At 60.8% G+C, this 25488-nt stretch carries 22 protein-coding genes, 1 tRNA gene and 1 pseudogene; 13 read left to right on the forward strand and 11 right to left on the reverse strand.

All coding sequences use genetic code 11. The features are described from left to right. Positions 1–48: 48 nt before the first annotated feature. A complete protein-coding gene (locus tag GFM02_RS11295) occupies positions 49–489 on the forward strand; it encodes a glyoxalase superfamily protein (RefSeq protein ID WP_131665982.1) in 441 nt (146 codons plus the stop codon). An 84-nt stretch (positions 490–573) separates the two neighbouring features. After that, the gene (locus GFM02_RS11300; RefSeq protein ID WP_168321724.1) at positions 574–1941 is read left to right on the forward strand and encodes an MATE family efflux transporter; all 1368 of its coding nucleotides are present in this window, start codon (positions 574–576) and stop codon (positions 1939–1941) included. A gap of 43 nt (positions 1942–1984) precedes the next feature. Here the strand turns inward: GFM02_RS11300 and GFM02_RS11305 are convergent, their stop codons facing one another. The 8 genes and pseudogenes from GFM02_RS11305 to GFM02_RS11340 form a co-directional block, all read right to left on the reverse strand. Further along, on the reverse strand, positions 1985–2146 hold the full coding sequence (locus tag GFM02_RS11305) for a hypothetical protein (RefSeq protein ID WP_168269994.1): 162 nt from the start codon (positions 2144–2146) through the stop codon (positions 1985–1987). 101 nt (positions 2147–2247) lie between these two features. Then, positions 2248–3083: pseudogene (locus GFM02_RS11310) on the reverse strand (helix-turn-helix transcriptional regulator). Between the two features lie 66 nt (positions 3084–3149). Beyond that, the gene (locus GFM02_RS11315; RefSeq protein WP_105005537.1) at positions 3150–3359 is read right to left on the reverse strand and encodes a DUF1127 domain-containing protein; all 210 of its coding nucleotides are present in this window, start codon (positions 3357–3359) and stop codon (positions 3150–3152) included. 89 nt (positions 3360–3448) lie between these two features. Further along, a complete protein-coding gene (iolB, locus tag GFM02_RS11320) occupies positions 3449–4246 on the reverse strand; it encodes a 5-deoxy-glucuronate isomerase (protein WP_168321725.1) in 798 nt (265 codons plus the stop codon). Positions 4247–4459: 213 nt separating this feature from the next. After that, positions 4460–5380: a myo-inosose-2 dehydratase gene (gene iolE / locus GFM02_RS11325; RefSeq protein ID WP_168321726.1), complete on the reverse strand. Its 921-nt coding sequence runs from the start codon at positions 5378–5380 to the stop codon at positions 4460–4462. A gap of 66 nt (positions 5381–5446) precedes the next feature. After that, complete coding sequence (iolD, locus tag GFM02_RS11330; RefSeq protein ID WP_168321727.1) at positions 5447–7297, reverse strand: 3D-(3,5/4)-trihydroxycyclohexane-1,2-dione acylhydrolase (decyclizing); 1851 nt, start codon at positions 7295–7297, stop codon at positions 5447–5449. A 200-nt stretch (positions 7298–7497) separates the two neighbouring features. Further along, positions 7498–9432, reverse strand: a complete 1935-nt coding sequence (locus GFM02_RS11335) for a bifunctional 5-dehydro-2-deoxygluconokinase/5-dehydro-2-deoxyphosphogluconate aldolase (RefSeq protein ID WP_168321728.1) — start codon at positions 9430–9432, stop codon at positions 7498–7500. A gap of 92 nt (positions 9433–9524) precedes the next feature. After that, positions 9525–10400, reverse strand: coding sequence for a MurR/RpiR family transcriptional regulator (locus GFM02_RS11340; RefSeq protein ID WP_168321729.1), 876 nt, complete (start codon positions 10398–10400; stop codon positions 9525–9527). Positions 10401–10607: 207 nt separating this feature from the next. On the opposite strand from GFM02_RS11340, the gene GFM02_RS11345 reads away from it, so the two are divergent. The 4 genes from GFM02_RS11345 (at position 10608) to GFM02_RS11360 (ending at position 14909) form a co-directional block, all read left to right on the forward strand. After that, positions 10608–11723, forward strand: coding sequence for a Gfo/Idh/MocA family protein (locus GFM02_RS11345; RefSeq protein ID WP_168321730.1), 1116 nt, complete (start codon positions 10608–10610; stop codon positions 11721–11723). Positions 11724–11810: 87 nt separating this feature from the next. Next, a complete protein-coding gene (locus GFM02_RS11350; RefSeq protein ID WP_168321731.1) occupies positions 11811–13028 on the forward strand; it encodes an FAD-dependent oxidoreductase in 1218 nt (405 codons plus the stop codon). Between the two features lie 169 nt (positions 13029–13197). Continuing rightward, positions 13198–13288: transfer RNA gene (locus GFM02_RS11355), tRNA-Ser, on the forward strand. Positions 13289–13847: 559 nt separating this feature from the next. After that, on the forward strand, positions 13848–14909 hold the full coding sequence (locus GFM02_RS11360) for a porin (RefSeq protein ID WP_168270218.1): 1062 nt from the start codon (positions 13848–13850) through the stop codon (positions 14907–14909). A 249-nt stretch (positions 14910–15158) separates the two neighbouring features. Here GFM02_RS11360 and GFM02_RS11365 read toward each other — a convergent pair whose 3' ends face one another. Together GFM02_RS11365 and GFM02_RS11370 are read right to left on the reverse strand one after the other, a co-directional pair. Next, positions 15159–16055 (reverse strand): alpha/beta fold hydrolase, encoded by an 897-nt coding sequence (locus GFM02_RS11365; RefSeq protein WP_168321732.1) that lies wholly within the window; start codon positions 16053–16055, stop codon positions 15159–15161. Positions 16056–16120: 65 nt separating this feature from the next. After that, on the reverse strand, positions 16121–18196 hold the full coding sequence (locus tag GFM02_RS11370; RefSeq protein WP_168321733.1) for a lytic transglycosylase domain-containing protein: 2076 nt from the start codon (positions 18194–18196) through the stop codon (positions 16121–16123). A 214-nt stretch (positions 18197–18410) separates the two neighbouring features. On the opposite strand from GFM02_RS11370, the gene dapA reads away from it, so the two are divergent. Together dapA and smpB are read left to right on the forward strand one after the other, a co-directional pair. Further along, positions 18411–19295, forward strand: coding sequence for a 4-hydroxy-tetrahydrodipicolinate synthase (dapA, locus tag GFM02_RS11375; protein WP_168321734.1), 885 nt, complete (start codon positions 18411–18413; stop codon positions 19293–19295). A 100-nt stretch (positions 19296–19395) separates the two neighbouring features. Continuing rightward, positions 19396–19875: an SsrA-binding protein SmpB gene (smpB, locus tag GFM02_RS11380; protein ID WP_003546925.1), complete on the forward strand. Its 480-nt coding sequence runs from the start codon at positions 19396–19398 to the stop codon at positions 19873–19875. A 120-nt stretch (positions 19876–19995) separates the two neighbouring features. Here the strand turns inward: smpB and GFM02_RS11385 are convergent, their stop codons facing one another. After that, positions 19996–20577, reverse strand: a complete 582-nt coding sequence (locus GFM02_RS11385; RefSeq protein ID WP_003546927.1) for an NYN domain-containing protein — start codon at positions 20575–20577, stop codon at positions 19996–19998. Between the two features lie 297 nt (positions 20578–20874). Between GFM02_RS11385 and rpoZ the strand changes: the two genes are divergently transcribed. The 5 genes from rpoZ (at position 20875) to acpS (ending at position 25225) form a co-directional block, all read left to right on the forward strand. Next, positions 20875–21279 (forward strand): DNA-directed RNA polymerase subunit omega, encoded by a 405-nt coding sequence (gene rpoZ, locus GFM02_RS11390; RefSeq protein ID WP_017959757.1) that lies wholly within the window; start codon positions 20875–20877, stop codon positions 21277–21279. Between the two features lie 183 nt (positions 21280–21462). Then, positions 21463–23697, forward strand: coding sequence for a RelA/SpoT family protein (locus GFM02_RS11395; RefSeq protein WP_168306457.1), 2235 nt, complete (start codon positions 21463–21465; stop codon positions 23695–23697). A gap of 184 nt (positions 23698–23881) precedes the next feature. Next, entirely contained in the window at positions 23882–24031 is a 150-nt protein-coding gene (locus GFM02_RS11400) for a DUF3563 family protein (protein WP_003558084.1), read from the forward strand. A gap of 160 nt (positions 24032–24191) precedes the next feature. Further along, positions 24192–24782 carry a DUF2062 domain-containing protein gene (locus tag GFM02_RS11405; RefSeq protein WP_020049305.1) on the forward strand — a complete coding sequence of 197 codons (591 nt, stop codon included), beginning with the start codon at positions 24192–24194 and terminating at the stop codon, positions 24780–24782. 38 nt (positions 24783–24820) lie between these two features. Continuing rightward, positions 24821–25225 carry a holo-ACP synthase gene (gene acpS / locus GFM02_RS11410; protein ID WP_020049306.1) on the forward strand — a complete coding sequence of 135 codons (405 nt, stop codon included), beginning with the start codon at positions 24821–24823 and terminating at the stop codon, positions 25223–25225. The last annotated feature ends 263 nt before the right edge of the window (positions 25226–25488 follow it).

The following is a 25488-nucleotide window of genomic DNA, read 5'->3' on the forward strand; positions in this document are numbered from 1 at the left end:
GCGAGCTCCCATCCGCATCGAAGAGCATGCCTTGCGAAGGCTCACGCCATGACGACGACCTATCCTGCCATTGATGAATTGAAGGCTCAGGCCAAGCGCCTGCGTCAGGCTATGAACGATCGCGGTACCACGCTGACCCACAGTGCGGCGTTAGAAATGATTGCCCGCCAGCACGGCGCGCGCGATTGGAACACGCTCGCGGCCCTTGCGGCAAAGCCCAATGCTGCTCCCAAGACGCCGCTCTTCGTCGGCGCGCATATTCGCGGCCGCTATCTCAATCAGCCGTTCACCGGCGAAGTCCTGGCGCTTTCGGCCCTGCCCGGCGGCGACCTCCACAGGATCACCATCCATTTCGACGAGCCGGTGGACGTCGTCACCTTCGAGAGCTTTTCCGCCTTTCGCCAGCGTGTGAACGCGCAGATCGATGCCGACGGCGTCTCGCCGCGGAAGACCTCGAACGGCGTGCCGCATCTGGTGCTCGATCTCTAGATTGCTTTTGTCCTTTTGAGACCGTCCGGATCCGGATGACTTTTAAGCCGGATCGGGCCCTGCCTCATATCGCACGGATTTTCCATGACCGATCTTTCTCAAGGCAATGCCTTTCTTACCGGCTGGCTGCCGGGCGTCTTCATCAAAACGGCGGCGCCGATCGTCGCGATCACCACCATCAACGGCCTGTTCACCGTCGTCGACGCCTATTTTCTCGGCGCCTATGTCGGCCCGGACGCGCTCTCTGCCGTCAGCCTGATTTTCCCCGGGCTGATGCTGCTGATCGCCCTGCAATCGCTGGTCTCGAACGGCATGGCGAGCATCCTCGCCCGCCGGCTCGGCGCCGGCGATCGTCAAGGCGCGCGTCGGGTGTTTGCCGGCGCGCATGCGCTGACGTTCGCCGTTACCCTCATTTTCAATCTGGTCTATTGGACTGTCGGCCGGCAGATCATCGATGCCGGTGCTGCCGGTAATGCTGCCGTGGCCGATGGCGCCATGCTGTTCATGGGCGCGATGATCGCCTGTGCGCCAGTCGGCTTCTTCCTGTCGCTGCATCTCGACGGATTGCGCTGCGAAGGCAAGATCAGTTTCATGACGCTGGTGACGCTGTCGGCCTCGCTGCTCAACATCTTCGGCAACTGGCTGTTCATGGCGGTCATGCATTGGGGCGTGCTCGGTTCGGCAGTCGGCTCCATCGCATCGCAATTCGTCTGTCTCGCGGCTGTGCTCGCCTATCGCTGGCGCCGGCCGGCGGCACTGAGGCCTTTCCGAGGGTTGGCTCTTGCCGAATGGCGCGGCATCGTCGCCTTCGGCGCGCCGATGAGCCTCGGCTTCATCGGCATATCGCTGGCCTCAGCCGCCATTCTGATCAACGTTTCGCTCTGGAGCGCGCATGACTATGCCGCGACGGTGGCTGCCTATGGCATCATCACCCGGATCATGACCTTCACCTATCTGCCGCTGCTTGGCCTCAGCATTGCGCTGCAGACGGTCGCCGGCAACAATCACGGCGCCGGCCTCGGGCTCCGCGTCGGCCGCAGCCTGCAGATCGCCATGCTCGCAGCGCTCGTCTATTGCACCATGGTGGAAATCACCGTCGAATTGCTGGCCGGCCGCCTCGGCGCCGTCTTCGTTGCGGATCCGGCGATCATCGCCGAGGTCAGGCGCATTCTGCCCTGGACGATCGGCGCCTATTTTCTCTTCGGGCAGATGCTGATCCTGTCATCCTATTTCCAATCGATCGGCGATGCGCCGCGCGCGGCGATCTTCGGCCTGTCGCGGCCCTATCTGCTCACCCTGCCGCTCACCTTCCTGCTGCCCTTCGTCTTCGGCGAGCAGGGGATCTGGATGGTGCCGGTCTTTGCCGAGGCAGGCATGTTCATCCTTGCTTTCCTGGTCCTGTCGCAAAACGCCAAACGCCGCGGCTGGCGCTACGGGATTCTGCCCGCCTGAGACGGAAAAGCCGCGCACCCCGGCACGGCTTTTGTCTGTTGGCTTATTCTTTGCCGCTCGAAGCGGCCGTTGTCGCGGCTTCCGCCTCGTTCAGCGCCTCGGCGCATTCCTGGCAGCAGACCTCGACAGTCTTGCCGCCGAGCTTGACGGTGATGGTATCCGCGCCGAGTTCGCAGTCGCAGGCGGCGCATGTGGTCTTCTTCATCTGGTGATCCTCCGTTGATCGCCCCAGGATCGGGACAGGCTCATAAGATCATCGAAGAGGGCATCGGCGCTGTCGAAATCTTTAGCGATCGACCTGGGCTCTTACTTCCGCCGCAGCTGTGCCGAGCGCTGGAATTGGCCGGAGTCTGGCCGAAGGACTGCTTGAAGGAAGCGCTGAAATGGCTGTGGCTGGAAAAGCCGAGGTCGAGACCGAGCGCCGTCAGATCCTCGTATTGGCCAAGCAGATCGAGCGCGCGGGCAAGCCGCAGCCGAAGCTGGTAGCGATAGAGTGGCGTCGCCTCGACCTGTTGGAAGACCTGGGTGAGATAAACGGGCGAGACGCCCACTTCGGTGGCGATTTCCGATAGCGTCCAGCGCCGCGCGAGATCGGAGGAAAGCACCAGCTTTGCCCGGTCGACGAGCTTCTGCCGGCCGGCGCTGGCGCCCGCCGCATGCGATGTGCGCTCGCCGAGTGAGCGGCGCACCAGCGTCAGCGCCAATATTTCCGCTTCCAGCGTTTCGGCGACGTTGCGGCTGAGACCATGACGCAGGAGCGCAACCAGCGCCTGCGCGCGCGGATCGATCCGCCGGCGCTGGCGGCGAAAGGAAAAGGGCGGGCCGGGCTGCGCCTGCTCCTTCGGCGTAAGCTCTTCAAGCATGGATTCGTCGATCGCCAGATCGATGCAGGCGTCGCCACCCTCGATAGGGTGGCTGATTCGATATCCCTGGCCGGCATTGAAGAACAAGACTTGATTGGCTTCGGCTACCGTATCGTTGCGGCCGACATGCCGCATGAAGACGCCGCGATAGGGATAGACGAGGCTCGTTTTGTGAGCGCATTCCTCGTCGCTCTTGTGGCGGCATTCGCCATTGCAGACGATGTCACGAATGGTGACCGTCTTCGTTTTCAGGAGCGGCGCTGTTGAAAACTGCGACATTGCATCTTCCGGGTCAGACAGGCCGCCCGATGAGGCGACCTAGCGGCACAATATCACGCTTAAGTTTCAGTAGCGACTGTAGACATGGACGTCGCTTTCGGTCTGCCCCCTGGAAAGGCCGATATCCTTCAACTGCTCGTCGGACAGCTCCATCAGAGCATTGCAGTTGCGCCGTTCGTTCATTTTGCGCGCCAGCCACTGTGCTGCGGTGACTATAGCAAGGAACAGGCCGGGCCGCATATTGCGGGCCGAGATTGTGGAATTCGAGCTATGCATTGTGATCCTCCATCCGTGATTGGATGGAGGCAGTGAACCATCAGCGGCGGTTCCGCGCTGTCAGATTATTTAGCGATCGAACGCGACGCTTACGCTTTCAGCAGCCACTCGTGCTCGGTGGCATTATGGAATTTCCAGATCCGCTGCGGTCCAGCCATGACGTTGAGGTAATACAGATCGTAACCATGGCAGGCGGCGCAGGGGTGATAGCCTTTCGGCACCAGCGTCACATCGCCGTCCTCGAGCGCCATCGCTTCGTCGAGCGAGCGATCGTCGGTGTAGACGCGCTGGAAAGCGAAGCCCTGCGGCGGGTTGAGGCGATGATAATAGGTCTCTTCCAGGAAGCTCTCGTTCGGCAGGTCGTCCTGGTCGTGTTTGTGCGGCGGATAGGAGGAGGTGTGGCCGCCTGGCGTAATCACCTCGACGACGAGCAGTGAATGCGCCGAGCTGTCGTCTTCCGGCATGATATTGTTGACATAGCGCACATTCGTGCCCTTGCCGCGCGTCACCTGCGGATGCGTGCCTGGCGGGATTTCTTTCGCCTGATAGGTGCCGCCGCCGGGTGCGGAGCAGACGGCGAGCTCCAGATCGGTCTCCGCCGTCACCGACCACGTCGATTCCATCGGGATGTAAAGCGCATGCGGGGCGCCTTCGAACGGGTTCATCCGGCCGCCGAGCGTGCCGAAATCCTTGGTGCCGGCAGACGCCTTGCCCTTGCCGGTCACCCAGACGAGGCAGACTTCGCGATCGCCCGTCTCTCCCGAGACGGTTTCGCCCGGCTTCATCCGATGCAGATCGAAGCCGACATAGGTCCAGCCGGCATTTTCCGGGGTGACATGCGTGACGCGGCCATGCGTGCCTGATGGTTTCACCTTGAGATTTGGCATTGGTGTTTTCCTTGTAAATTGGCGTGTGCGGCCCCCTTGCTCATCCGGCTGCCGCCACCTTCTCCCCGAGGGGAGAAGGGACATGCCGCGCCGTTCCATTCCCCCTTCTCCCCACGGGGAGAAGGTGCCCGAAGGGCGGATGAGGGGGCTACTTGCTCCAGCAGTCCGGAAAGACCAACTCCTTGTGGGAGGAATCTCCGGGCAAACAGTTCTCTACGATCCCTTAGGAAAGCCTTCCGTTTCCACGGTATAGCCCGCAGCCGTCATGACGCGCATCAACTCGGCGTGGCCGATCTCGGCCATTTTCTGTGGCGGGGCCTTGCGCGGATCCTGTTCGGCCTCGACGACGAACCAGCCTTCATAACCGTGATCGGCCAGCCGCTGGACGATGGCGGCGAAATCGAGCGAGCCGTCGCCCGGCACCGTGAAGGCGCCAAGTGCCACCGCATCGAGGAAGGACTGTCGGCTGCGGTCCAGCCCATCCACGACAGGCTTGCGGATATCCTTGACGTGAACATGGTTGATGCGGGCGTGATGATTTCCGATGGCGCGGAGCACGTCGCCGCCGGCAAAGGCCAAATGCCCGGCATCGAGCAGCAGCGGGATGCCTTCGCCCGAGTGGCGCATGAAGGCATCGAGTTCCGGCTCGGTTTCGACCACGGCGGCCATGTGATGGTGGTAGGAGAGCGGCATGCCCTGCTCGGCGCACCATTCCCCGAACTGGGTGACGCGGCGCCCATAGGCCTTCATCTCGTCATCGGAAAGGCGCGGCTTGGTCGCGAGCGGCTTCGAGCGGTCGCCCTGGATCGAGCGGCCCACTTCGCCATAGACGATGCAGGGCGCAGCGACGGCCTTGAACAGTTCGATCATCGGAGCGATGCGGTCCTTATTGACGGCTAGCTCCTCGTCAACAAGCGTGCCCGAGAACCAACCGCCGCACAGCGTGACGTCGGCTGCACGGAGAATCGGCAGCATCACCTCGGGATCGTCGGGGAAGCGGCGGCCCTTTTCCATGCCGGTAAAGCCGGCACTGCGTGATTGCCGCAGGCATTCCTCGAGTGACACATCGTCGCTGAGCTCAGGAAGATCGTCGTTCCACCACGCGATGGGCGACATGCCGAGTTTGGCCTTCATCAACATTCTCCTTAAAAGCATTACGGAGGAGCGGTGCCGCTCCTCCAGAAAAATGACAGCAATCGATCAGCCGACGCGCTGGGCAGCGCGTGCTTTGACATAGGCCTCATGCGCCTTGTTGACCTCACCGCGCGAGCTGACCTCAGGCACCGCGACATCCCACCAGTGGCCGCCGGCTTCCGTGGTGATCAGCGGATCGGTGTCGATGACGAAGACCGAGGTGCGGTCGTTCTTCCTGGAATCGGCGATTGCCTGCTCGAGTTCCGCGATCGAGGCGACCTTGACGGCGATGGCGCCCATGCTTTCGGCATGCGCGCGGAAATCGATCTCCGGCATCACCTCGTGATAGGAGTCCTTCAGCAGATTGTTGAAGTTGGCGCCGCCGGTGCCCATCTGCAACCGGTTGATGCAGCCGTAACCGCGATTGTCGAGCACGACGATGTTGAGCTTGAGGCCGAGCATGACCGAGGTGGCAAGCTCGGAATTCATCATCATGTAGGAACCGTCGCCGACCATGACGACGACATCCCGTTCGGGACGCGCCATCTTGGCGCCCAGCCCGCCGGCAATCTCGTAGCCCATGCAGGAAAAGCCGTATTCCATGTGATAGCTGCCCGGCGCCGTCGCCGGCCAGAGCTTGTGCAATTCACCGGGAAGGCCGCCCGCAGCGCAAAGAACCGTCGTATTCTCGCCGCCGATCGTGCGCGCCACCGCGCCGATCACCTGCGCATCGGAGGGCAGGGCGGCATTGGTCGTCGCCATCGCCCTGGCCGCAGCCTCCATCCAGATCTTTTTCTCCGCCGCTGCCTTCTCGGCGAGTGCTGCCGGCGCCTTCCAGCCCGAAAGTCCGGCCGAAAGCGCCTTCAGCCCCTCGCGGGCGTCAGTCACCAGCGGATGGCTGTCGTGTTTCACCGCGTCATAGGCGGCGATATTGAGGCCGATCATCTTCAGGCTGTCGTTCTTGAACAGCGCCCAGGAGCCGGTGGTGAAATCCTGGCAGCGGGTGCCGACGGCGATGACGAGGTCCGTCTCTTCGGCGATCGCATTCGCCGCCGAGGTACCGGTGACGCCGACCGAACCAAGCGCTAGCGGATGGGTTTCGTTGATCGACGATTTGCCCGCCTGGCTGACGACGACGGGAATGCCGTGGGCCTCGGCAAAGGCGGCAAGCTCCTTCGTCGCCTGCGAATAAAGCACGCCGCCGCCGGCAACGATCACCGGCTTCTGCGATGCCTTGATCAGCGCGATGGCATTTGCCAGCTCGTCTGCATCCGGCTGCGGCCGGCGGGTCGTCCAGACTTTTTCCTCGAACAGGCTTTCCGGATAATCATAGGCTTCCGCCTGAACGTCCTGGCAGAGCGACAATGTCACCGGGCCGCAATCGAGTGGGTCGGTCAGGACCTGCATGGCGCGCTTCAGCGCCGTGATGATCTGCTCGGGCCGGGTGATGCGGTCGAAATAGCGCGAAACCGGACGGAAGGCGTCATTGGCCGAAACCGTGCCGTCCCCGAAATCCTCGATCTGCTGCAGCACCGGATCCGGCGCGCGGTTGGCGAAGACGTCGCCCGGCAGGAAGAGAACGGGGATACGATTGACATGCGCGACGCCCGCCGCTGTCACCATGTTCAGCGCGCCCGGACCGATCGAGCTCGTGCAGGCCATGAAGCGCGTGCGGAAATTCGCCTTGGCATAGGCGATCGCGGCATGCGCCATGCCCTGTTCGTTGTGGGCGCGATAGGTCGTCAATTCCGCGCGCACCTGATAGAGCGCTTCGCCGATGCCGGCGACGTTGCCGTGACCGAAGATCGCCCAGACGCCGCCGAAGATCGGCACTTTCTTGCCGTCGACGATCGTCATCTGTACTTTCAGGAAATGCGCGACGGCCTGCGCCATCGTCAACCGTATCGTCTTGCCCATCGAGGCCTCCCGCAATCTTTTCGCATTTTTCCCTCCCCAACTCCTCCCCACAAGGGGGAGGGGCTAACCTGCCGGGCTCTCTACATTCTCGCCGCAATGTCTCCTCCGAAGGGAGCTTGCTGATGGCGTGAGGCGGTGTGCTCCGGGTTAAGTCCCTCCCCCTTGTGGGGAGGGGTTGGGGAGGGGTTTTAATTCTAAGTCTACTGATGTCCGCGCGTCTTCAGCCACGCCTCTGTCAGTTGCCGGAAGCGGCCGGCCATATTGGCGATTGCTTCCTCGTCGTTCATTTCACCTGAAAGCCAGGCGCGCGCCGGATCGGAAAAGATCGTCCGGCCGACGGCGAAACCCTTCACGGAGGGAGCTGCCAGCGTCGCCTCGAAGCAGGAGATCAGCTCGTCGGCGGGCGCCTCGAGCCCCAGGAGCACGATACCGCGGCACCATGGATCATTTTTGGCGATCACCGCATCGATCTTCTTCCAGGCTTCACGGGATGCCTGCGGCTCCAGCTTCCACCAGTCCGGCTTGATGCCGAGCGCATAGAGCTCCTCCAGCGCGGTTGCGATCGTGTCGTCGGTGAGCGGCCCGTTCTTGCCGGCGATGATCTCCACCAGCAGCTCGCGGCCGACCTTGCGGGCGGCCTCGAACAGCGTCCGCAGCTTCTCCTGCTGTTCCGTCTTCAATTCAGCCGGATCATCAGGATGATAGAAGCACAGGCATTTGATGCAATGACCGAGCGGCCATTCGACGAGCTGCGAGCCGATATCCTGGCTGAATTCGAAGCGCAGCGGCTTCGAGCCCGGCAATTCCACCGGCCGGCCGATCCAGGAGAAACTCTTCGTCGCCGCATCGAAGAAAGCGTCGCGGCCGAAGCGTTCGTCGATCAGCATGCCGTAGCCGTCGCGGCCGTTCGAAACCCGCGCCGCTGCCGCCACCGCCAGCCGCTTGAAGGCGACGATCTTCTCATGGCCGACGCCGAGCTCATCGGCGACGCTGACGAGCTGCGAACGGTGGTCGATCGCCAGCGCCATCAAAAGCGGGATTTCGCCGCGCCGGGTCGATGCCCAATGGATATGGTTGAGCGCCTCGTCCTTGCGCAGTGCCCGGTGCTTGCTGCCTGTCGTCAGGAAGAAGTCGAGTTCCGCCCAGGTCGGATATTCCGGCGAGCAGAGCAGGCGGGAGACGGCGAAGGCGCCGCAGGCATTGGCCCAGGTGGCGCAGGTCTTCAGCGGCTCGTCGCGCAGGAAACCGCGCAGGAAGCCGGACATGAAGGCATCGCCGGCACCCAGCACGTTGAAGACCTCGATCGGGAAACCCTGGCCGATGATGCCGGCTTCGAGATCGTCGGCGATCGGCCCGTCATAGACGATGCAGCCCATGGCGCCGCGCTTGAGCACGATCGTCGCCGGCGACAGCCGACGGATCTCCTTCAGCGCGCCGAGCACGTCGTCGGCGCCGGAAGCGATCAGGATTTCCTCTTCGGTGCCGACGATGAGGTCGCAATCCGGCAGCGTCTCCTTCATCTTCGAGGAGACCCGGTCGGATTTCACGTAGCGTTCGAAGCCTTCCGCATGGCCGGCAAGGCCCCAGAGGTTCGGCCGGTAATCGATGTCGAAGATCACCTTGCGGCCGTTCGCCTTGGCGATGCGGATAGCTTTGCGCTGTGCGGCCTCGGTATTCGGCCGCGAGAAATGCGTGCCGGAAACGAGAACGGCGCGCGAGGATCTGATGAAATCTTCGTCGATATCGCCTTCATCGAGCGCCATGTCGGCGCAGTCCGACCGATAGAAGATCATCGGCGACACGCCCTCGGCCTCGACCGCCAGCAGCACCAGCGCCGTCAGCCGCTCCTTGTCGGTGACGATGCCGTCTGTCGCGACACCTTCGCGCGCCGACTGCTCGCGGATGAAACGTCCCATCTGCTCGTCGCCGACGCGAGTGATGAGGCCGGATTTGAGGCCGAGCCGCGCCGTGCCGATGGCGATATTGGCCGGGCAGCCACCGACGGACTTGGCGAAGGAGCCGATATCCTCCAGCCGCGAACCGATCTGCTGGCCGTAAAGATCGACCGAGGAACGGCCGATGGTGATCACATCAAGCGCCGGCTCCGGCTGTGAACCCGGATTCGATTGTACCATGATGTCCTCCCGCTAGATTTTGCGCGGCTTCCAGTGCCTGCGAATTTTCAATAATGAAACATCGGTTCCGATATTTTGTCAATTCGGAATGTTTATTCCATTTTGCCTTTTGCAGTTTTTGACTGCTGACTCTTGCGTCGCCGTTCGGCGATTGCAACCGGTAGTGCCATGGTGAGCGCCATCGAGGCCGAAAGCGAGCGGAAGCCGGCGAAATCGGCTTCCGCCACTTCGAACCAGTGCGTGGCGCAGGCGGCAAGCGGCGAGAAGGCCGAATCGGTGATCGCGATGACGGGGACGCCGCGGTCGGCAAGCTCCTGGCTCTGGCTGAGGCTGTCGGCGGCATAGGGCGAGAAGCTTGCCGCGATCGCTGCGTCTTTCGGTGTTGCGAACTGCACCATTTCAGGGTCGACGCCGTTTGGCGAGGCGACGATCTGGTGGCGGATATTGAGCTTGGAAAAAGCATAGGTCATATGCGCCGTCAGCGGGTAGGAGCGCCGTTTGGCGATCAGATAGATCGTCTCGGCGCTGGCAAGGATATTCACTGCTTTGGTGAAGGTATCGCTCTGCACCGTCGCCGCCAGCCGGTTGACGGACTGGTTTGCCGCGGCGATGAAGCCGGAGAGCAGATTGGCGTCCTCATCGTCGCCGCTCGATTGCTCGAGCGTGACCAGGCGCTCTTCGTAGCTTAGCGTCCGGTCCCGCAATCTTTCGCGAAAGATGCTCTGCAGGTCGGAAAACCCTCCGTAACCTAGATGATGCGCCAGGCGCACCAGCGTCGACGGCTGGACATCGGAGGCGGCCGCGATGCTCGCCGTCGTGCCGAAGGCGATCTCGTCGGGATTGCCGAGCGCGAAGGCGGCGACCTGCGCCAGCCGCTTCGGCATGCTCGCCTTGCGCTCGATGATGGTGCTGCGCAGGCTTTCGAAATCGCGCGGCACGCGCGCGTGCCTCTGAGGATCGTTATCCATGCTTGCGGCTCACGAGATGAAACAAATATTCCATATTCTCGAGCATAAACGATTTCAAACGACACCGCTAATTGTTTTTAATCCACTGTAATTGAAGGCTTTTGAACAGTCTCTTCGGGAAATATGCAGAAATGCTTGCGACTGAGTCCCTTGTCAAAATGATCCAAATATTCCAAAAATCCGCGCGCAGCTCTGGAGGAGACGGAAATGAAGCCACTCGGCATCGGTTTGATCGGCACCGGTTATATGGGCAAATGCCATGCATTGGCGTGGAATGCGGTAAAGGCGGTGTTCGGCGATGTCGAGCGTCCGCGTCTCGTGCATCTGGCCGAAGCCAATGCCGGGCTTGCTACGGCGCGTGCCGGTGAATTCGGTTTCGAGAAGGCGACGGCCGACTGGCGGGCGCTGATTGCCGACCCCGAGGTCGACGTCGTCTCCGTCACCACGCCCAATCAGTTCCACGCCGAGATGGCGATTGCAGCCCTCGATGCCGGCAAGCATGTCTGGTGCGAAAAACCGATGGCGCCGGCCTATGCCGATGCCGAGCGCATGCTGGAAACGGCGAAGAAATCAGGCAAGGTTGCCGCCCTCGGCTACAATTACATCCAGAATCCCGTCATGCGGCATATCAGGACGCTGATCGGCGAGGGCGCTATCGGCACGGTCAACCACATCCGCGTCGAGATGGACGAGGATTTCATGGCCGATCCCGATGTCTTCTTTTATTGGAAGAGCGAGCTTTCCGCTGGCTACGGCGCGCTCGACGATTTCGCCGTGCACCCGCTGTCGCTGCTCTGGTATCTCTTCGGTCATGTCGAGGCCGTCATAACGGATATGGTCAAACCCTATGCCGACCGCCCGCTGAGCGAGGGCGGTCGCCGTGCCGTCGAAAACCACGATGGCGCCAACGTGCTGATGCGGCTTGGCGGTGGCATCTCCGCCGTGTTGATGGCGAATCGCGCCGCCTGGGGTCGCAAGGGCCGCATCGCCCTGCAGATTTTCGGCTCGACAGGCTCGATCGTCTACGACCAGGAGCGGATGAACGAATTCGAACTCTATCAGGCCGACGGCCGTGGCTCCGAGCAGGGCTTCCGCAAGATACTGGCGGCCCCCGCCCATCAGCCTTATGATCGGTTTATCCCGGCACCAGGCCACGGCCTCGGCTTCAACGATCTGAAGATCATCGAATGCCGTGAGCTGATCCGGGCAATATCAGGCGAGCCGTCGTCGATCGTGACATTCGAAGACGGTCTCAGGATAGAGAAGTCGGTGCATGCCATGGCACAGTCCTTCCACGAGCGCCGCTGGATCGAGATCGGCTGAATGTAAGAGGCCGCTTTCCGTTGACGGGGCGTGGGGTAGGGAATAGGCCTTGGCGTGGGCGTCGGGCGCAGCTTCAGGAGTGAGATCGTGACGGATAGACTGGTGATCATCGGCGCGGGACAGGCCGGTTTCGCATTGGCAGCCAAGCTGCGTGCGTTGAAGGATACGCGCCCGATCACCCTCATCGGCGCAGAGGACGTCGCTCCCTATCAGCGCCCGCCGCTTTCGAAGAAATACCTGCTCGGCGAAATGTCTTTCGACCGCCTGCTGTTCCGCGCCGAGCACTGGTATGCGGACAATGACGTCGATCTTCGCCTTTCGACCTGGGCCGAGCAGATCAAGCCGGACAGCAAGCAGGTTCTGCTGCAGGACGGCTCCGTTCTTGATTACGGTACGCTGGCGCTCGCCACCGGCTCGACGCCGCGCCGGCTGCCGGCCGCAATCGGCGGCGATCTCGAAGGCGTCTATGTCGCCCGCGACAAGCGCGATGCCGATCTGCTTGCTGACGAGATGCGCCCCGGTCGCCGCGTCCTCATCATCGGTGGCGGTTATATCGGTCTCGAGGCGGCGGCCGTTGCCCGCCATCGCGGGCTGGAAGTCACCGTCATCGAGATGGCAGACCGCATCCTGCAGCGCGTCGCGGCGAAGGAGACCGCCGACATCATGCGCGTGATCCACGAGGCCCATGACGTGGTGATCCGCGAGAAGACAGGGCTCAAGAATCTGATCGGCAAGGATGGCCGCGTCACCGGCGCCGCACTTTCCGACGGATCGGTTATCGACATCGATTTCGCCGTCGTCGGCATCGGCGTCGCCCCGAACGATCAGCTTGCCAAGGAAGCTGGCCTCGAAGTCACCAACGGCATTGTCGTCGACGAATTCGCCCGCACCTCCGATCCGGCGATCTTTGCGGCTGGCGATTGCGCCGCACTTCCCTGGCAGGGCGGACGCATCAGGCTCGAATCGGTGCAGAACGCCGTCGACCAGGCGGAAGCGGCGGCAGCCGTCATCGCCGGCGGCAGCGAGCCCTATGATCCGAAGCCGTGGTTCTGGTCCGACCAGTACGACGTCAAGCTGCAGATCGCCGGCTTCAATCTTGGTTATGACGAGACGCTGCTGCGCCCCGGCGCCCGCGAAGGCGCCCATTCGGTCTGGTACTTCAGGGAGGGCCGGCTGATTGCCGTCGATGCGATCAACGACGCGAAGGCCTATGTGACCGGCAAAAAACTGCTGGAATCCGGGACCAATCCCGATAAATCGATTCTCACCGACCCTTCTGCTGACCTCAAGAGCCTGCTCGGCTGAGTTCGGCTTCTTCATCGAAGAGAACGAAGCGCGATCAAATTCAGCGGATTTCACCAGGAAATGCGTTTGTTTGCGCAACCGGCTGAATTGCCAGCTCGCTGCATTTCTTCTGGTGAAAACTCAAAAAACCCTTGCATTCACAGACCGGTCACCATAGTTAGGCCGCACCGGAGAGGTGGCCGAGTGGTCGAAGGCGCTCCCCTGCTAAGGGAGTATACGTCAAAAGCGTATCGTGGGTTCGAATCCCATCTTCTCCGCCATTCCCGATTTCCTGAGCGCGCGTCGATCGTTAGTTTCTGGCTGGGAACCATGTTCGCTTAGTCGGCTAGGCTAGGCGGCGAAAAAATCTCTCTACCTCAAGTGAGAGAATCGCCTGCGGGAATCACCTCCCGCGCTCAAGCCACCGACAGGTGGCAAAAGCGGATCGGTGCACGTCCGGTTACGCTTCCGGCAATCATGAATCCCTCGCAAGAGCCGCATTTTGTCAAAAAAGCGTCACGAATGTGTCGCAAAGCGCATGTCCAATTCTTTGTTGACCGGACCTAAGCCTCCGCAAAATCAGGGTTTCTTAACAAAACATAAAGGAAATCGAGGCTGGCTACCCGACTTGTGTCCTTTCAGCAACAGAATGTCGGGAAGGCTCCCTCAAATCCCCCATCCGAGCAAGTTGGTGATTGCGTGACGGCTTCCGTCTTGTATTTTCAACCTCGGAAGCAAGGGCGACTGATCGTCCACTTCTTGAAACACGGGGATGGGGCAGGGAACGCTGCTCAGCGAAAGATCCCAAACCCGATCGAAACTTTGAATTGGAGGTCATTTATGAACATCAAGAGCCTTCTTCTCGGCTCCGCTGCTGCTCTCGCAGTAGTTTCCGGTGCTCAGGCTGCTGACGCTATCGTTGCTGCCGAACCGGAACCGGTTGAATATGTTCGCGTCTGCGACGCTTACGGCACCGGCTACTTCTACATCCCGGGCACCGAAACCTGCCTCAAGATCAACGGCTACATCCGTTTCCAGGTCAACGTTGGCGACAACCCAGGTGGTGACAACGACTCTGATTGGGATGCAGTGACCCGCGGTCAGGTTCAGTTCACGGCCAAGAGCGACACCGAGTATGGTCCGCTGACCGGCGTCATCGTCATGCAGTTCAATGCTGACAATGCCACCGATCAGGCTTCCAAGCTCGACTCCGCTTACCTCGACATCGCCGGCTTCCGCGCTGGTCTGTTCTACAGCTGGTGGGACGATGGTCTCTCGGGCGAAACTGACGACATCGGTTCGGTCGTAACGCTGCATAACTCGATCCGTTATCAGTACGAAACCGACACTTTCTACGCTGGCCTCAGCGTCGACGAACTGGAAGACGGCGTTTATCAGGGTACCGTGGACCCCGTCACCGGCGACTTTACTGCGGACGATGGTCCGAACAATGTCGGCGTTGCCTTCGGTCTTGGCGGTAAGGCTGGTGCGTTCAGCTACCAGGTTACCGGCGGCTGGGACGTGGACAACGAAGACGGTGCTATCCGCGCAATGGGTACGGTTGAAATCGGTCCCGGCACGTTCGGCCTCGCCGGCGTATACTCTTCCGGCCCGAACTCGTACTACTCCTCGGCTGAATGGGCTGTCGCTGCCGAATACGCCATCAAGGCAACCGACAAGCTCAAGATCACCCCGGGCGTTCAGTACTACGGCAACTACTTCGGCGGTGGCAAGGAAGTTCCGGAAGACTTCGACGGTCTCGGCGATGCCTGGAAGGTCGGTCTGACGGTTGATTACCAGATCGTCGAAAACTTCTACGCCAAGGCTTCGGTTCAGTACCTCGATCCGCAAGATGGCGAAGACTCCACGTCGGGCTACTTCCGTCTGCAGCGTGCGTTCTAATCTGATCTGACTTCGGTCAGTCAGGAAAGCCCGGCTCTTGAGCCGGGCTTTTTGTATTGTGCGCCAGGCATGGCGCGTGGTGTGAGAACACCGTTTGGCCGGGTTGGTATCCGGCCGATGACTTGGAGGTGAGAGTCCTCTGCAGGCCCCGTTGATGGGAACCGTTAGCCGAACAGCAAGGGCGTCGTCGCGAGGCGGGGTCTGAAGGCAGCTGTAAGCAAAGTGCCGGCTCTGACCAATTTCGTGAGCTTATCGGCAGGCGTCGAGAAAAGCTCGAATTGTCATGGGGATATTGCCGAGATGCAGGAGTGGGGCGTGTCCTTGTCTTTCGGCAGCATGAAGGATCAGCCGCGAATGCCGCCGTGCCATTTCGCCGGCGGTTTCCTGTGAAAGCAGCGACGTGTTTTCACCGCGGATCAGCATGAGCGGCAACCGGCTCAGGCTTTCGAATTGCCCCCAGAGATCAGGCAACGGCTGGCTGAAATCGATCGATTTCAGTGCCTCCGCGATCGCCGGGTCGAAGTCGGCGACCGGCCGTCCACCGATATCGCGATAAAGGGCAAGCGCCATCTCGCGCCAATCTTCCTCTGCAAGCGCGGCAAACGACGCGCCATGATTTTCCTTCAATATATCGGCCGCCTCGTTCCAGTCCGCCGGCTTCCTGCCGCTGTTGAGGTAGTCGCGGATCCGCGCCAGCCCCTCAGCCTCGAGCACGGGCCCGATATCGTTGAGGATGACGGCTTCGAGAAGATCCGGCCGTGTCGCGGCGATCAGATGCAGGATCAGCCCGCCCCGCGACGTGCCGACGAAGATCGCCCGCTCGATGCCGAACGCCGTGCAGGCGGCAAGGACGTCGCCGGCCTCGATGGCGAGATTGTAGTTCGCCTTGTTCTCATCCCATGCCGAGTTTCCTCGTCCGCGCGAATCGAGCGCAATCACTCTGCGTGGCGCTGTTGTGTCCCGGGAGAGAAGCAACGCAAGCGGATGAAAATCCCGCGTATTGCGGGTCAGGCCGGGCAGGCAGATCACCGGCAGCCGTCCGGTTGTTGCCGCCTGGTCGGGTCGGTAGTCGCGGGCATAAAGCCTCAACCCATCAGAAGACGTGTAAAATCGTTCCTGGAAACCGCCTGCATCCGTATCCGGCATCGCATCCCTCGATATCTGTTTGATCCCGAAGATGTAGCTTGCTTTTCAAGCCGCGCCAAACGGCTTCAGGAGGCGCTGCGTCCGCCGATCAGGTCGCGCTCGATATCGGTGGGTTGGCCGAGACGGGCTTTATAAACTTCGTAATTCTCCATCACCCGCTGCACGTAGTTGCGCGTTTCGGGGAAGGGGATGCGCTCGATCCAGTCGACGATCTCGTCGATCGGCCTGCCGCGCGGATCGCCGTAGCGGCCGATCCATTCCGGCACCCGCTTCGGCCCGGCATTATAGGCAATGAAGGTGAGGATATAGGAGCCGCCGAAGGCGTCGATCTGCTCGCCGAGATAATGGGCGCCGAGTGTCGCGTTATAGCCGGCATCGGCCGTCAGCTTGTCCTTGGAAAAGGCGATGTTGTGGCGCTTGGCCACCGCCTGGGCTGTTCCCGGCAGAAGCTGCAGCAGGCCGCGCGCGTTCGCCGCCGATACGGCGGCCGGGTTGAAGGCGCTTTCCTGCCGGGCAATAGCATAGGCAAGCGCCTTGCCGGAGCCGGTTATATTGGCGTTCGCCGGGATCACGCCGACCGGAAAGGCAAGCGCTGCGACATCGATGCCGCGTCCATAGGCGATCTTGCCGATCTGCAGCGAGAGATGATGATCGCCGGATTGCTCGGCCCGTGCCGCAAGAACAGCCAATTCACCGGGGCTTTGCAGTTGATCGGCGAGCGCGAGATAGAGAATGGCGGCCCGCCATCCATGGCCGGCGGCCTCCAGCCGGCCGATCGCCTGCACGGCTTCGCGTGCCTGGAAGCGCTGCCGGTCGGCCGTGCTCGGTGCGGGATAGGTGACGTTAAGCGTCTTTCGCCCCAGTCTTTCGGCCGCGAGCTGTCCATAGAAGGTGCCCGGAAAATTCGCGGCCTTCGCATAGAATTCGCTGGATTTGCCGGGTCCTCCGGCCTCCGCTGCTCGTCCCAGCCAATACCAGGCGCGTGAAACCGAGATCGGTCCGTTTGATGTCTGGAGAATCTTGCGGAAATGTCTTTCCGCCGTTGCCGGGTCCTGCAGGCCGCGAAGCGCGTACCATCCGGCATGGAATTCAGCCTCGACGATATCCGTCGGGCTCGTTGCGGCGTAGTTTGCGACGATGCGATAGGCAGGCTTGAACTGTCCCTGGTCGACGAGACCACGGCTGACGATGCGCTGCTCGTTCCACCATTCGCCGGAATTGACGAGTTCGCTACGCTCGGGTGGCATCTGCTCCAGAAGCACAGCCGCTTCGGCATATTTGTCTTGCTTGCGCAGATATTCGATCCGCGCAAACAGCAGGCCGGCATCGCCGCGCCATTTCGCATCGACGGCGTTGAGCAGCGCGCCGGCATAGCCGGCTTTGGCGTCGACGGCAGCCCAGGCCGTGTAGAGCGACTGCGCCTGGCCCATGTCTCCGAAGCGCTTGGCCTGCGCCACCCGGCCGCGATACATCAGATAGTCCATCCGCGCCTTATGGTCGGCGGGCGTCAACAGCGCGGAAAACTCGATGAGGATCTTGTCCTCGGTCGCCTTGTCGAGAGCCTCTCCGCGCCAGACCTTGCGGATATATTTTGCCGCCTGCGCCTGTTTGCCTGACGCAACCAGCGCCCGGCCGAGGATGACGGCGCCCTGCGTCGTCTCGGGCGCGGTATCGCCGAAGGCGGCGAGCACGGCGGAAGGGGCGGGATTTTCATCATAGATCGCGCGTTCGGAATAGGCGCGCAACCGCGAAAGACCCGGCCAGCCCTTGAGCTCTTGCGCGGCGCTGGCGATTTCAAAAGAAGGAACACCCTTCAATCCGGAAACGGCGATCGCCCAGGTGAGGATATGGCGGTCGAGCGTCCCGTCGCGCATGCTGTCACGGATCGAAAGTGCCAACTGCGGGTCCTTGTCGGAAAGCGCATCGAGGCCGGCTTTCAGGTCGCCGTTGACAGGCGCGATTGCAGGGTTGCGCGGAATGGCGCCCGTTGTGATCGATTCCGGTATGGCTGTCTCGGGAATGAAGCCGAGCGGCTTGACCTCAGGCATGGAAGTGCTCTCGCCGGGAAGCGGCGACGCAACGCTGCCCCACGCAGCGGCAATGAAGCCGAAGGCGGACAGAATCAGGACAGCTTTCTTCATCCGGGATCTCGCAATGAAAACACGCCCTGCCATTAGGCTAGAGGCATCTTAACGAAACCTTACCGTACCAGGTAAAATTCATTCACATCTGCTATCGGAATTTGCCCTAAACCGAACTCTACGCGCTTGTCGCGATGATTTCGGCGCTCTATGGTGCGCAACTCTTATTCATGGAATGCGGCCGAAGCAAGGATTTGGTCGTGAGGAGCTTTGCATGTTCAATGGGTCCATTCCCGCCCTCGTCACCCCCTTCACCGATGCCGGACTGATCGACGAAGACAGCTTCGCCGCTCATGTCGACTGGCAGATCAAGGAAGGCAGCGGCGGTCTCGTTCCGGTCGGCACGACGGGCGAATCCCCGACGCTGTCGCATGCCGAACACAAGCGGGTGGTGGAACTCTGCATCGAAGTTGCCGCAAAACGCGTTCCCGTCATGGCCGGTGCCGGCTCGAACAATACGCGTGAGGCGATCGAGCTTGCCCAGCATGCCGAAAAGGTCGGTGCGAACGCCGTGCTGGTCGTCACGCCCTATTACAACAAGCCGACGCAGAAGGGTTTGATCGCGCATTTTTCGGCGATCGCCGAGGCCGTCGATCTGCCGATCTATATCTACAATATCCCCGGTCGCTCGGTGGTGGACATGACGCCCGAAACGATGGGTGCGCTCGCCAAGGCGCATAGGAATATCGTCGGCGTCAAGGATGCGACGGGCAAGATCGAGCGCGTCTCCGAACAGCGCATCAGCTGCGGCGCGGATTTCAGGCAATTGTCAGGCGAGGATGCGACGGCGCTCGGCTTCAACGCCCATGGCGGTGTCGGCTGTATTTCGGTGACGGCGAATGTCGCCCCGCGCCTTTGCGCCGACTTCCAGGCGGCGACGCTGGCCGGCGACTATGCCCGCGCTTTGGAATATCAGGACCGGCTGATGCCGCTGCACAAGGCGATCTTCCTCGAGCCTGGTCTTTGCGCCGCCAAATACGGGCTTTCCAGACTTGGCCGGATGAGCCGCAACGTCCGCTCGCCGCTGCTTTCGACGCTGGAGCCGGCAACGGAATCGGCGATCGACGCCGCGATGCGTCATGCGGGCCTGTTGAACTGACGAGGCCGGCCGTCTTCACAAGGCTGGGTCTCTCCCTTACATAAGGGCAAGGAATAAGGGCGCGGCTTTTCGCGCCCTAAAAAATAATTGGAATATCGTCATGGCCCCCAAAGGCAGCCAGCGTGTGGTGAACAAGGTCGTGGCCGAAAACCGCAAGGCCCGCTTCAACTACGAGATCATCGATACTTACGAGGCCGGCATCGTGCTGATGGGCACGGAGGTCAAGTCGCTGCGCGAAGGCAAGGCCAATATCGCCGAATCCTACGCCTCGGATGAGGGCGGAGAGATCTGGCTGATCAATTCCTACCTGCCGGAATATCTGCAAGCCAACCGCTTCAACCACGAGCCGCGCCGGCGCCGCAAGCTCCTGCTGTCGGGCCGTGAAATCCATCGCCTGCGCTCTGCCATCAACCGCGAAGGCATGACCCTGATTCCGCTGAAGATCTATTTCAACGATCGCGGTCGGGCGAAGATGGAACTGGCGCTCGCCAAGGGTAAGAAATTGCACGACAAGCGCGAATCCGAGAAGGAGCGCGATTGGAACCGGCAGAAGAGCCGCCTGCTGAAGGCTCATGGTTGACCGCGCTGGGTCCGATCACGCTGCAATCGGTCGCTGTCGCGTATCGTCCATGTAAAGGCGTGGCCACGCGAGGAGCTGGCCGCCGCGCCCCTGCATAATTCAAAGTGTTACAGCGAAAGATCAGTCCTCGAAATCGCTGGCCGGGGCGACTTCGGCCGGGCGTGGCGCCCGCTCGGAAGGATCGCGACCGATTTCGGCCTTCAGAGACAAGAGATCGATGAAATGATCGGCCTGACGGCGCAGGTCGTCGGCAATCATTGGTGGCTGGGTCGCCATGGTTGATATCACCGAGACCTTGCGGCCTCTGCGCTGCAATGCCTCGACCAGGTTCGTGAAATCGCCGTCGCCCGAGAAGATGACGAGATGATCGACCGTTTCGGACTGTTCCATGGCATCGATCGCAAGCTCGATGTCCATGTTGCCTTTGATCTTTCGGCGCCCCATGGAATCCGTGAATTCCTTGGCGGGCTTGGTGACGACTTTGTAGCCGTTGTAGTCGAGCCAGTCGATCAGCGGCCGGATCGACGAATATTCCTGATCTTCGATCAGAGCGGTATAATAATACGCGCGCAGCAGATATCCGCGTTTCTGGAATGCTTTCAGGAGCTTGCGGTAATCAATGTCAAAGCCGAGGCTCTTGGATGCAGCGTACAGATTGGCGCCGTCAATGAAGAGTGCAATTTTTTCGCGTGGGTCAAACATCGCTTACCAATCCAATGAGAGCAATCGAAATCCGTATGGGCCAAACTTCAATAAAAACAATAGCTTGTGTTTCGATTTCGATCTGATCCTTACTTTATGAATTATTCATATATGAAAGATTTAGGGCACGATTCGACATATTCCAAGCAACCTTCGGTGGAATTATGACATTCTCCATGGAAATCTAGCTCAGCCGCGGATAAAGACGAGGGGAGCCGGAATGAAAAACTTGTATTTGCCCGGTTTTAATTGTATCGGGCGTGTTAATCCCGAAATGACGACCGTAAAGGACAGGCAATGGCCCGTGTCACAGTTGAAGATTGCATCGACAAGGTGGAGAACCGCTTCGAGCTGGTTCTGCTCGCCAGCCACCGCGCCCGGCTGATTTCTCAGGGTGCCTCGATCACCATCGATCGCGACAACGACAAGAATCCTGTCGTGGCCCTGCGCGAAATTGCCGACGAGACGCTTTCGCCCGACGACCTCAAGGAAGATCTGATTCATTCGCTGCAGAAGCATGTCGAAGTCGATGAGCCCGAGCCCGATCCGGCAAGCATGATCGCCGCCGGCGGTGCCACTGCGGCCGACAGCGAAGAGCAGGACGACGTGCCGGAGACGATCACTTTCGACCAGATGTCGGAAGAAGAGCTGCTCGCCGGCATCGAAGGCCTCGTTCCGCCGGAAAAGAGCGACGACTACTAAGCGCGCAGGCGGGATCTCCGGTCGCATCGGTTAGATGCAGCCCGGAAAAAAGCTGCATGCGACGCAAAAGAGCGACGATTACCAATCGTCAATCTTGCACCTTTATTGCTTAGGCATATTATTGCCCATGTGTGCGCCAATCGTTGATTGGCGCGCTTTTATTTTTATCGGAGTGGCTTTGGAATGATGCGGCAGTACGAGCTCGTGGAGCGGGTTCAGCAATACAAGCCCGATGCCAATGAAGCACTGCTGAACAAAGCCTATGTTTACGCCATGCAGAAGCATGGCCAGCAAAAGCGCGCGAGCGGCGATCCCTATATTTCCCATCCGCTCGAGGTCGCCGCCATCCTCACCGACATGCACCTTGATGAATCGACGATCGCGGTCGCCCTTCTGCATGATACGATCGAGGATACGACGGCAACGCGCGCCGAGATCGACGAACTCTTCGGCGAGGATATCGGCCGCCTGGTCGAGGGTCTGACCAAGATCAAGAAGCTCGATCTCGTCACCAAGAAGGCCAAGCAGGCGGAAAACCTGCGCAAGCTGCTGCTCGCCATTTCCGACGATGTGCGCGTGCTGCTCGTCAAGCTTGCCGATCGCCTGCACAATATGCGCACACTCGATCACATGTCGGCCGACAAGCGTGCCCGCATTTCCGAGGAGACGATGGAAATCTATGCGCCGCTCGCCGGCCGCATGGGCATGCAGGACATGCGCGAGGAACTCGAGGAACTCTCCTTCCGCCATATGAACCCGGAAGCCTACGAGACCGTCACCAAAAGGCTGGAAGAGCTTTCGAAGCGCAACGAAGGCATCGTCAAGAAGATCGAGGCCGAACTGCGCGACCTTCTGGTCGCAAGCGGCCTGACGAGCGCCTATGTCAAGGGCCGGCAGAAGAAGCCCTATTCGGTCTTCCGCAAGATGCAATCGAAGTCGCTTTCCTTCGAACAGCTTTCCGATGTCTACGGCTTCCGCCTGATCGTCGAGGACATCCCGTCCTGTTACCGGGCGCTCGGCATCGTCCACACGCGCTGGCGCGTCGTGCCCGGCCGCTTCAAGGACTATATCTCGACGCCGAAGCAGAACGATTACCGTTCGCTGCACACCACCATCGTCGGTCCCTCGAGCCAGCGTATCGAACTGCAGATCCGCACCAAGCGCATGCACGAAATCGCCGAATTCGGCATCGCCGCCCACACGCTCTATAAGGACGGCGCCACCAATGCCGATGGCGACATCCTTTCTCGCGAATCCAATGCTTATTCCTGGCTGCGTCATACGATCGAGGCCCTGGCCGAAGGCGACAGCCCGGAAGAGTTCCTCGAGCACACCAAGCTCGAGCTCTTCCAGGACCAGGTCTTCTGCTTCACGCCGAAGGGCAAGCTGATTGCCCTGCCGCGTGGCGCCACCCCGATCGATTTCGCCTATGCGGTGCACACCAATATCGGCGATACCACGGTGGGCGCCAAGATCAACGGCCGGATCATGCCGCTGGTGACGCGGCTTGCAAATGGCGACGAGGTCGAGATCATCCGCTCCGGCGTGCAGGTTCCGCCCGCCGCCTGGGAGGAGATCGTCGTGACCGGCAAGGCGCGCGCCGCCATCCGCCGCGCCACCCGCATGGCGATCCGCAAGCAATATGCCGGCCTCGGCCACCGCATTCTTGAGCGCACCTTCAACAGGGCCGGCAAGATCTTTTCGCGCGAGGCGATGAAGCCGGCGCTGCACCGTCTCGGCCAGAAGGATGTCGAGGATGCGATCGCCGCCGTCGGCCGCGGCGAGATGTCCTCGCTCGACGTGCTGCGCGCCGTCTATCCCGATCATCAAGATGAGCGCGTCACCGTGAAGCCCTCCGGCGATGACGGCTGGTTCAACGTTCGCAGCGCCGCCGGCATGATCTTCAAGATCCCTGGCAAGACCAAGACAGGGCACGACGGCAGCCATTCGGAAATCGACGCCGATGCCGATATCGGGCCGATCCGCGGCCTGTCCGGCAATGTCGACGTCAAGTTCGCGCCGACCGGCGCCGTGCCCGGCGATCGCATCGTCGGCATCATGGACCAGGGCAACGGCATCACCATCTATCCGATCCAGTCGCCGAGCCTGCAGCGCTTCGACGATCAGCCCGACCGATGGATCGACGTGCGCTGGGACCTCGACGAAGCCAACAAGTCACGTTTCATGGCGCGCATCATGGTGAATGGGTTGAATGAGCCCGGCACGCTTGCCAAGGTCGCCCAGACGGTGGCAGGCCTCGACGTCAATATCCGCTTGCTGAATACGGTGCGGGTCGCGGCCGATTTCACCGAAATGATGCTCGAGGTCGAGGTCTGGGACCTGCGTCAGCTCAACCAACTGCTCGCCCAGATGAAGGAACTGGATTGCATCGCCACGGTCCGGCGCCTCTACGAGTAAGCTTTTGTTAAGCCGCCCCAGAGGGTTGGCCAAAAAATTGCACATTTTATAATCGGAGCGGAGCATCAAAGGAGCAAGCGATGCGTTGAGCGCATGGCTGTGTCCATGTTGCGGCGGTGGTAATTAACCTTTTTCGGGCCTATCTTCTGGTCATCGAAACGTAAACAGAAGATGAGACAAGATAATGTTTGACCCTATCAAGAAATTCGCTCGCGCCTTCCGCGCTCCGACCACGCAGGAACGTGAAATGGCCTATCTGAACGGCTCGCTCGATCGTATCGATCTCGAGTTTCGCCAGCGCCAGGTCGATCGCGGTCTGTTCCGCAACCGTTGATACTGGACTTATACTTGAGGCGAGTGAGGGACGTTATGCATAACGGACGCCCCTCGGCATGAAGAAGCTCCTCTTCGCAGCGAGAACCGAGGGGCGGTTTTTCGAGCGGTATCATTTGCCGCTCTTGTCATGGTGGTGTGCGCTGCACTAAATACCGGCCATGTTGTTTCGCCGTCGCAAGCCTGCGGGATTCAAGGAAAAGATGCGGGAGCTTTTATGGCCTCGCAAAGGTTTCCTTCGCCCGATCCGTTACCTGACAATGCGCGTCCTGCGCCTGAGTGCTTCGCCGCATGCGGTTGCCGCTGGCGTCGCTGCGGGTGTCTTCGTCTCGTGGACGCCGTTCATCGGCGTGCATTTCGTCATGGCTTTCGTCATCACCTATTTCCTCTCCGGCAGCATGGTGGCCGCGGCCCTCGGCTGCGCCGCCTTCGGCAATCCGCTGACCTATCCCTTCATCTGGGGCATCACCTGGGAAATCGGGCATCTGCTGTTGAGCCGCGAGGATCAACTGGCCGGTCAGACGGTGGATCTCGCCGACCTTTTCCACAAGCTGAACTTCACCGAATTATGGAAGCCGGTGCTGGAGCCGATGCTGGTCGGCGCTATCCCGCCGGCGATCGCCACTTCCGTTGCGCTCTATGCGCTGACATTCTACACCGTGAAGGGTTTTCAGACGCGCCGCCATATACGGCTGATGGAGCGGGCGCGCCTGCGTCTTGCCGTTCCAGCCGGCGACATGCCGAGCATATGAACCCGATCAAGAATTCTTAAGCGACGGAAGGGGCCGGCATGATCATCGGCATTGGCAGTGATTTGATCGACATTCGCCGTGTCGAGAAATCCATCGAGCGCTTCGGCGAGCGCTTCACCCATCGCTGCTTCACCGAGATCGAGCGCGCGCGTTCCGACAGGCGGGCAAACCGTGCGGCATCCTATGCCAAGCGTTTTGCCGCCAAGGAGGCCTGTTCCAAGGCGCTCGGCACCGGCATGGCACAGGGCGTCTTCTGGAAGGACATGGGCGTCGTCAACCTGCCGAGCGGCAAGCCGACCATGCTTTTATCGGGCGGCGCCGCCCTGATCCTCGAATCGCTGCTGCCCGCCGGCCACAGGCCCGCCATTCATTTGACAATAACCGATGATTATCCCTTGGCGCAGGCCTTCGTCATTATCGAGGCGTTGCCCGAGAGCCTCTGATCGCGCGACCTCGGGCGCTGTTGATCGCGACCTCGGGCGCTGTTGATCGCGACCTCGGGAGCTGTTGATCGCGACCTCTCGTCGCTTTTGATGTTGTCGCCATTGCCGCAACCGGCCGAAGCCGGTAGAACAGGATGATTTCAGGCCGACCGGCCTAAAATCTGAATCCTGTTCTAGATTAAAGAATTAGAGCATGATGTCGTCCGAAAACCGCTCACACTTTTCGGCATCATGCTCTAGAGAGAACGACAGAAAGAATTGCG

Origin of the sequence: Rhizobium leguminosarum bv. viciae, assembly GCF_012276115.1 — a bacterium.
Classification (GTDB): Bacteria; Pseudomonadota; Alphaproteobacteria; order Rhizobiales; family Rhizobiaceae; genus Rhizobium; species Rhizobium leguminosarum_T.